Here is a 7,486-nt window from a genome sequence, read left to right as displayed (position 1 = left end):
ATCACCATAAATCCACTCATTAAATATGTTACAAAATGTCCATGTGGGGCGCGGAGCCATAAAAACAATACCAGCGGACAAAGGCTGCCACGCCGTCGATCAGCTCGGTCCGGGGCTGCCAGCCTGTAAGCTGGCGGATGGCGGTAATGTCGGCCCATGTTTTTTCCACATCCGCTGCCGGGCGGGGCTGGTCGTCAATAAGGGCTTTGGTTTCCAGCACCTCCTCCAGCACCTCTATGAGCTTGCGCACGCTCTGGGGGCGCTGGCTGCCAACGTTGAGCACACGGGCCACGCCAGATGCCGGGGGTTTGTCAAACACCGCCAGCACGGCGGAAACGACATCCGCAATAAACGTAAAATCGCGCGAGAGGGCACGCCCGCTATAGAGCGGGACGGGCCGCCCCTCCATAATGGCGCGGGCAAAGCTGTAATAGGCCATATCCGGCCGCCCCCACGGGCCATACACGGTAAAAAACCGCAGCCCGGTCTGGGGGATGCCATACAGGTAGCTGTAGGTGGAGGAGGCAAGTTCTGCACTGCGCTTGCTAACGGCATAGAACGAACCCGGCTGGTCCACGGGGTCTGTCTCGCAAAAAGGGAGCTTGTTGTTGCGGCCGTAAACGGAGGAGGAGGAGGCGTAAACCAGATGCTCCAGCCGGGGTAGCCTGCGGGCCATCTCCAGCACGGCAACATGCCCGCGCACGTTGGCATCGGCGAACACATAAGGGTTTTCGAGCGAGTAGCGAACCCCGGCCTGTGCTGCAAAGTGGAAAATACCGCGGATATGCGGCTCCCTGGCAGCAAGGGCCATAAGGGTATCAGGCTGGCTGATATCCAGCCCATGCAGGGTAAAGCCGGGATACTGCTCCAGCAGGAGCAGACGGCTTTTTTTCAGGTTCGGGTCGGGGCAGGGTGTCAGGTTATCAACCCCGATCACCCGGTCGCCGCGTTCGAGCAGTGCCCGTGCAACATGAAAACCAATAAACCCGGCTGCACCGGTTACCAGAAAGGTCAAAGTCCCGCCTCGTGAGCTAAGCGCACCCAAGCTCCGCCAGCCCGGTGCCATGTCAGGCGCTTCTAGCGGAGCAGGGGCGGCGCGTCAGGGCGTTTTTGTGGTTGGCTGGGCTGCCTGTGGCACGGAGGCAACCGGGGCTGCCGGCGCCAGAGAGGCCGCCTCCACCTTATCCCCCACCATAATGCCCAGTCTGGCGGTTACGCCACCGGCCAGTTCCAGCGTGGCCAGTGCGGGACCGTGGCTGCTGATATGGGCCAGACTTTGCGGCACTGCGTTTTCCACAATCGCCTGCACGCGCTGGTCGGGGCCAATAAAAACAATATCCAGCGGGACAAGGGTGTTTTCCATCCACATATCACTCTGCTGGGGCGCACCCCACGGGAACAGCATGCCCCCATCGGCTGGCACCTGCGTGCGGAACATCTCGCCCACCTGCTGCTGGCGCGGGGTTTTTGCCAGCTCCACGGAGAAAACATGCCTGCCCGAAGCAGAGACAATGCTCAGCGGCTCCTTGGGCAGAACCGGCTGGGCCTGCGTGGGCTCTCCATCATCCGCCAGAGCCGGCAGGCCCCATGTTGCACCCGCACTCCCCACCAGCGCGGCCATAAGCAGCCCGAACAGTTGTTTGTTCTTCACGTCCTGTTTTCTCCTGCACTCAATGCGCGTCTTGCAAAAACGGGTTACCCGTCCGCTCCGCGCCCAGTGTGGACAATCCACCATGACCGGGGACTATCACAATATCATCCCCAAGCGGCAGCAGCTTTTGGCGTATGCCCTCTATAAGCTGTGCGCCGTTACCATAGGCAAAATCCGTCCGGCCGACGGAACCACGGAACAGCACATCCCCCACAAAGGCAAAGCGGGCGCGCTCGTCCACCAGCACAACATGCCCCGGCGTATGGCCCGGCACATGCACCACGCGCAACTGGCAGCCCAGATAGTCCAGCACCTCGCCATCACGCACAAAGCGATCGACCGAGGCATTCTCCAGCCCGGTAAGGCCAAAATGGCGGGCCTGATCGGTTATGGAGGAGAGCAGAAACGCATCCCGCTCATCCGGCCCGATCACGGCCGGGCGGGGCTTGCCCTGTGCCTCCAGCCCACGGCACAGGGCCATAACACCCCCTGCGTGGTCCAGATGGCCGTGGGTCAGCACAATGGCCTCCACGTTCAGGGACTTGCGGTTTGCAAAATCGAGCAGCACATCCGCATCCCCCCCCACATCGACCATGATGCACCCGCCCGTGCCCTCGTGCCACAGGATGGAGCAGTTCTGCCGGAACGGGGTAACCGGAACGATGCGTAGCTGCATGCCGGGGTAGGAAACCTGCATATGCGACCTCTCTTTTGCGCCGTGTTCTGGCCAGTATGCCAAAAAAAAGCTGCCAGACGGAACCATCTGGCAGCTTTCTGTCTGCGGCTTAAGGCTTTTTTTAGCCCGGCAGCACCCAGCCTGTGGCCGGGATGTCAAAATGCTTGTGCAGGTCATGGGCCGGAATGTTGGTCAGGTCCTTGATCAGCGTCTTGATCACCTTGGCTTCGGCAGGTTTGCTCAGATGGGCGCGGATGTCGTGCATAATGGGTGCAGGAGCCGCAATAACAAAGCCCGCCACGTTGGCACCGTGGGCAACCATGGCGTTAATGCGGTCGGCCACGTTACGGGCAAACCCTTCCTTGGCCGCTGTGCGGGGGTCGGTTTCGGGCGGGAGCTTGCCGGGGGTGTCTTCATGGCCATCGGCCTTAAGGTCCGTTACGTCGCGCATTTCGCCCTGCGCATCGTGCAAAAAGCGCACTTTGCCGCCATCAGCAGCAACGTAAACAATCAGGCCGTCTCTTTCTTCAGTCATGGAAAATATGTCCTTGTTCCAAAATCGTACAGCCCGTTCCCATTGTTGCTGTGCAGCCACGCCGCTTCTGGCCTGTTCTGCTGCCAATGGGCAGTCTGTGTGCACAGTGATATAGGCAACGATCATGACAGTTCCAGCCCCCCCTCCCCAACTCCTGACCCCACTGGACCATGCACTGGCCTGGGCGCGGGCGGGTGAGCCTGTGGCCCTTGCCACCGTAACCGGCACGTGGGGCAGCTCCCCCCGCCCAGCGGGGAGCTGCATGGCCATCAGTGCGCGCGGTGGGGTGGAAGGTTCGGTCAGCGGTGGGTGCGTGGAAACCGATGTGATGACCCACGCGCAGGACATTATGGCCGGAAGCCCCGCACAAACGCTGGAATATGGCGTAAGCAGCGCCCGTGCGTGGGAGGTCGGGCTGGCCTGTGGCGGGCGGCTGGACGTGCAGGTGGAAGCCATAAATTCCCCCGCCTGCCCCACCGGAACCTTCCCCCTTGCACTGCTCGAACAGGTCTGTGCGTGCATGGCAAACCGGCAGGCGGCGGCCTTGGTGCGCCTGCACAATGGCGCACGGCACGCACTTGTTGTGCAAACAGAGCAAGGCAGCACTGTGCAATTTGGTACCTGCCCGCCCGAAATCTGCAACGCAGCCCATGCCCGCCTGCAACACGGCCGGAGCGGGGCGGAGGCAGATGCCACCGGGCAGGAATGGTTTGTGCAGCCTCTGGTACCCGCCCCGCGCCTGCTTATTGTGGGGGCGGTGCATATTGCCCAGTCTCTGGCGCGCATGGCCAGCATGGTCGGGCTGGCCCCCATTGTCATTGACCCGCGCTCCGCACTGGCCACGGTCCAGCGTTTTCCCGGCCTTGTTCCGGGGCAGACCCTGCTGACCGAATGGCCGGACGAAGCCATGCAGGCACTGGGCATAGACCCCATGACCGCCATTGCCACTCTGACGCACGACGCCAAGCTGGATGACCCCACGCTGGAGGAGGCCCTGCGCAGCCCCGCATTCTATATTGGGGCACTGGGCTCGCGCAAAACGCAGGCCAGCCGCATGGAACGCTTGCGCACGCTGGGCTTTGCCGAGGCAGAACTCGCCCGCATCCGTGGCCCCATAGGGCTGGCCATAGGCGCTGTAGGCGCGGAGGAAATAGCCCTGTCCATTCTGGCCGATATTGTAGCCGTGCGCAGGCAGGCCCCACTGGCGCACGCGCGCGGGTGGCAATACCCCTGATGCCCCCCGCGCAGGACGGCACGCGGGCAGGAACACTCGCCGGAACTCTGGCCATTGTGCTGGCTGCGGGCCAGTCCTCCCGCACAGGGGCACAGCACAAGCTGCTGGCCCCCGACGCCACGGGCTGCCCCATGCTGGTACGCACCCTGCGCAACACCCTGCGCAGTGCCGCCGCCCATGTGCTGGTACTGCTCCCCCCCAACCGGGCCGAACTGGCCGAACTGACCCACGCCCTGCCCGAATATGGCACACGCCTGAGCACACATTGCGTGATGGATGCGGCTGATGGACTTTCTGCCTCGCTCCGGGCGGGTGTGCGCGCGGCACAGGCCATGCCAGCCACCAGCCTGCTGGTCTGCCTGGGCGATATGCCCCTTGTGCCCACCCACCTGCTGAACGCCCTGCTCTATGAGCAGCACACCACGCAGGCCCCGGTTGTAGCCGCGCAAAGGCACAACAAGCCCGGCAACCCGGTTGTGTGGTCCAGCACCGAATTTGCCGCACTGCTCGGGGTTACAGGGGATCAGGGCGGGCGGGCCATCCTGCGCGCACTTGGGCCTGCCGTGCGCTTGCTGCCCGCCCCGGCAACCCTGCTGGAAGACTTTGATACCCCCGACAGACTGGACCAGTTTGCCCGTATGGTGCCGCCCCCCGGTTGACCGCAGCCCCGATCGCTCCGAAAACTGTGGAACCGCATGTGCGTTAGAGGCGCATGCGCCTGTTATTCCGATAATCCATTAAGGAAGCGTTTTTTCATGAGCAAAATCCTGCGCACCAACCCCAACCCGATTCTGTCCGCAGCAGTGGAATACCACGGCTTTGTGTACACTCAGGGTGTTGTGGCCCGCGATCTGGACCAGGACGTGGAAGGCCAGACCCGCGACGTACTGGCACAGCTGGACGCCCTGCTTGAACAGCACGGGACCGACAATACCCGCCTGCTGCAGGCCCAGATCTGGCTGAAGGACATTAACGACCGCGACAAGCTGAACGCCCTGTGGAGCGCATGGCTGCCTGAAGGTATGGCCCCGGCCCGCGCCTGTGTGCAGGGTATTCTGGCCGACCCGCGCATGCTGGTTGAAATCATGCTGGTCACCACCAAATAAGCCTGCCTGACCTGCCGGGCTGGCCTTTTGCGGGGCGTGGTTTTTTAGCCACAGATGCACCGAATCAGAATCAGCCCGGCTTTTATCCCCTGTTCGCCAAATCCGCCCTGCCATGCCGAATTAAGGCAATCTCGTGACAGATGATAGGAATTAATTCCTATTTTTCATTTTTAACCCGGTTCTTTTTGGCAAACAGTCACTTTCGCGTTTTTGCCGCGCAAACAACGCTTGCCTGATCTGCATTGATGTTTATACCTGACCACAGAACATGCAGCTGACCTAAACTAAAGCAAGCCAGGGAAAGGCAGACACGATGCAGGATGGACGGTCTAAAAAGCTAAAACTTACGCTGGCCGTTGTGTCCTTTGTTACTGCTTCCTTCCTCACCTGTTCTGCTCAGGCGCGCACGGCTCACCGCAATGTGCACACGGCTTCCAGCCACCACCACCGCAGCTCCGGCCATGTGATCCAGTGCGTGGCTTACGCCAAGTCCGCATCCGATGTGGTCCTGCACGGCAATGCGCGTGACTGGTGGCACAATGCCGCCGGTGTGTATGACCGGGGGCTGGAACCCAAGGCAGGCAGTGTTCTCAACTTCCGCGCCACACGCCGCATGCCGCTTGGCCACGTTGCCGTTGTGCGCAACATTGTGGACAGCCGCACCATTGTTATTGACCAGTCCCACTGGGCGCAGGCCGGTATCAGCCGCAACGTGTCTGTTATAGACGTGTCCCCCAACAATGACTGGTCTGCCGTGCGCGTTGCCCTGAACAACCGTAACAGCTACGGCTCCATCTACCCCACTTACGGGTTTATCTACCCCCATTCGGCCAACAAAAATGCAACGCCTGACAGCCTGAAGCAGGAAGTCATGACCGCATGGGCCAACAAGATGCCAGCAACCCAGCTGGCGCAGGCACCCGCAGGCGCACAGCCTGTAGCAACTCTCCCGTAAGCGGTTCCCCACCGCTTACGCGCCCATACCCCGCTCAGCCAGCCTGAACGGGGTATTTTTTTGCCCGGCTTTTAACGCCAGCGCCCTATTTTGGCGGACCAGAGGCAATGCGGACACGCACCGCACTTTCCAGCACATTCCAGCTTGCCTCAAAAAAGTGGCGTTTGGCGGCATCGGTTGCAAACGGCTTGCGCCCGCTTAGCATCTGGTGCAGCGGCCAGCCTGTTACCAGACCGCGCAGGCTCATTTCCAGCACGGCAACTTCGGCCCGGTTTTCCGGCGTATCTGGCCAGCCCAGTACCTTGGCCAGCAACATTTTCATCCGCTCGTGCAATGGTTCTATGGCCCGGTCCAGATCTTCGGTAATGCTGGCAAACTGCTGGCAGTCCATAATAAGGATCCGGTAGGTTTCCACCGTTTCGGGCACCAGCAGAAAATCCAGAAAACGACGCAGCATATCCTTTATGGCATCCATCGGGTTGGCCATGCTCCCCGGCTCAACCTGCAAAATGCCAACAAGCTCCCGGCAGCGTTCGTGCACCACGGCCCTGAACAGCTCTTTTTTGGAAGGGTAGCGCCGGTAAATGGTCGCCTTGGAGCAGCCAATAACCTTGGCAATATGCTCAACAGAGGTTCCGGCGTACCCTGCGCGCATGAACGCTGTAGTGGCTGTGGCAATAACCGTACGGTCCAGCTCTTCCGCCGCCTCGTGCGATGGGCGGCCGCCCGTATGTGTTACTCCGTCTGCCATAAACCCGGTTAACCCATCTGCTGTTTGCCAAAAAACGTCTGCCCCACATTACTCCCTCTGCCCATGGCAGGAAAGCCAGCGCCAGCCCCATAAGGTAGAACACGTAGCAGATTATGGCCCTGCGGGCTGGATCAGTCGGGAATAAGCTCCATATCCAGCCGGGCAATCTGCCAGGACATAAGAACACCCCGCGCCTGCTCGGCCAGATGCACATCCACGCCGTGGGCATTTTCCATAAACAGGACCCCACGCCCCTGCCCTACAACCGCACTGCCCCCGGTTGTCCAGTACGTGCCGCTAAAATCCTCGGGGCGGGTAATGTTGCTTACACAGCCTGCGGCGGCAAAAAAGGCATGCCCTACGGCCAGCACCCCGCCACCACGCGCCACAATCTGGTAGGTATGCCCGCCGAGTTCGAGCGTGCCACGCCCCCACTGGTAGCCAACCACAGCACCAAGCTCTTCCACCCGCACACTCAGCCGGCCATCATTGGGCGCACAGACCAGCGGCTGCGCTACAGGCTGGGATTGGGATTGGGATTGGGATTGGGATTGGGATTGGGATTGGGATTGGGATTG

General features: G+C 61.2%; 9 protein-coding genes and 1 pseudogene. 4 read left to right on the top strand and 6 right to left on the bottom strand.

Annotated features, from left to right (window positions below; genetic code table 11):
• Positions 1 to 28: 28 nt before the first annotated feature.
• From HK20_RS12490 to HK20_RS12475, 4 genes are all read right to left on the bottom strand, one after another.
• Positions 29 to 1,015, bottom strand: a complete 987-nt coding sequence (locus HK20_RS12490) for an NAD-dependent epimerase/dehydratase family protein (RefSeq protein WP_086647362.1) — start codon at positions 1,013 to 1,015, stop codon at positions 29 to 31.
• Between the two features lie 84 nt (positions 1,016 to 1,099).
• Positions 1,100 to 1,621 (bottom strand): DUF192 domain-containing protein, encoded by a 522-nt coding sequence (locus tag HK20_RS12485; RefSeq protein ID WP_086647365.1) that lies wholly within the window; start codon positions 1,619 to 1,621, stop codon positions 1,100 to 1,102.
• Between the two features lie 49 nt (positions 1,622 to 1,670).
• Positions 1,671 to 2,348, bottom strand: coding sequence for an MBL fold metallo-hydrolase (locus HK20_RS12480; RefSeq protein ID WP_086647364.1), 678 nt, complete (start codon positions 2,346 to 2,348; stop codon positions 1,671 to 1,673).
• 100 nt (positions 2,349 to 2,448) lie between these two features.
• Positions 2,449 to 2,862 (bottom strand): host attachment protein, encoded by a 414-nt coding sequence (locus tag HK20_RS12475; RefSeq protein WP_194301403.1) that lies wholly within the window; start codon positions 2,860 to 2,862, stop codon positions 2,449 to 2,451.
• 124 nt (positions 2,863 to 2,986) lie between these two features.
• Here HK20_RS12475 and HK20_RS12470 point away from each other — a divergent pair, with 124 nt between their 5' ends.
• The 4 genes from HK20_RS12470 to HK20_RS12455 all read left to right on the top strand — a co-directional run bounded on the left by HK20_RS12470 (position 2,987) and on the right by HK20_RS12455 (position 6,157).
• Positions 2,987 to 4,096, top strand: a complete 1,110-nt coding sequence (locus HK20_RS12470; RefSeq protein ID WP_086647361.1) for an XdhC family protein — start codon at positions 2,987 to 2,989, stop codon at positions 4,094 to 4,096.
• Positions 4,081 to 4,755, top strand: a complete 675-nt coding sequence (locus HK20_RS12465; RefSeq protein WP_233129213.1) for an NTP transferase domain-containing protein — start codon at positions 4,081 to 4,083, stop codon at positions 4,753 to 4,755. Before HK20_RS12470 ends, HK20_RS12465 begins: the two co-directional genes overlap by 16 nt.
• 96 nt (positions 4,756 to 4,851) lie before the next feature.
• A complete protein-coding gene (locus HK20_RS12460) occupies positions 4,852 to 5,202 on the top strand; it encodes a RidA family protein (protein ID WP_086647359.1) in 351 nt (116 codons plus the stop codon).
• Between the two features lie 313 nt (positions 5,203 to 5,515).
• Positions 5,516 to 6,157, top strand: coding sequence for a CHAP domain-containing protein (locus HK20_RS12455; RefSeq protein WP_086647358.1), 642 nt, complete (start codon positions 5,516 to 5,518; stop codon positions 6,155 to 6,157).
• A gap of 85 nt (positions 6,158 to 6,242) precedes the next feature.
• Here the strand turns inward: HK20_RS12455 and HK20_RS12450 are convergent, their stop codons facing one another.
• Entirely contained in the window at positions 6,243 to 6,908 is a 666-nt protein-coding gene (locus HK20_RS12450) for a TetR/AcrR family transcriptional regulator (RefSeq protein ID WP_086647357.1), read from the bottom strand.
• A 131-nt stretch (positions 6,909 to 7,039) separates the two neighbouring features.
• A pseudogene (locus tag HK20_RS12445) lies at positions 7,040 to 7,486 on the bottom strand (hypothetical protein); the annotation flags it as partial.

The organism is Acetobacter sp. DsW_54, assembly GCF_002153575.1.
Lineage (GTDB): Bacteria > Pseudomonadota > Alphaproteobacteria > Acetobacterales > Acetobacteraceae > Acetobacter > Acetobacter fabarum.
This window is presented reverse-complemented; position numbering and strand designations above follow the sequence as displayed.

Excerpts from the sequence above, each read along its gene's own strand:
- HK20_RS12485 (WP_086647365.1), bottom strand. The coding sequence starts at position 1,621 with ATGGCCGCGCTGGTGGGGAGTGCGGGTGCAACATGGGGCCTGCCGGCT.
- HK20_RS12480 (WP_086647364.1), bottom strand. The coding sequence starts at position 2,348 with ATGCAGGTTTCCTACCCCGGCATGCAGCTACGCATCGTTCCGGTTACC.
- HK20_RS12475 (WP_194301403.1), bottom strand. The coding sequence starts at position 2,862 with ATGACTGAAGAAAGAGACGGCCTGATTGTTTACGTTGCTGCTGATGGC.
- HK20_RS12470 (WP_086647361.1), top strand. The coding sequence starts at position 2,987 with ATGACAGTTCCAGCCCCCCCTCCCCAACTCCTGACCCCACTGGACCAT.
- HK20_RS12460 (WP_086647359.1), top strand. The coding sequence starts at position 4,852 with ATGAGCAAAATCCTGCGCACCAACCCCAACCCGATTCTGTCCGCAGCA.
- HK20_RS12455 (WP_086647358.1), top strand. The coding sequence starts at position 5,516 with ATGCAGGATGGACGGTCTAAAAAGCTAAAACTTACGCTGGCCGTTGTG.
- HK20_RS12450 (WP_086647357.1), bottom strand. The coding sequence starts at position 6,908 with ATGGCAGACGGAGTAACACATACGGGCGGCCGCCCATCGCACGAGGCG.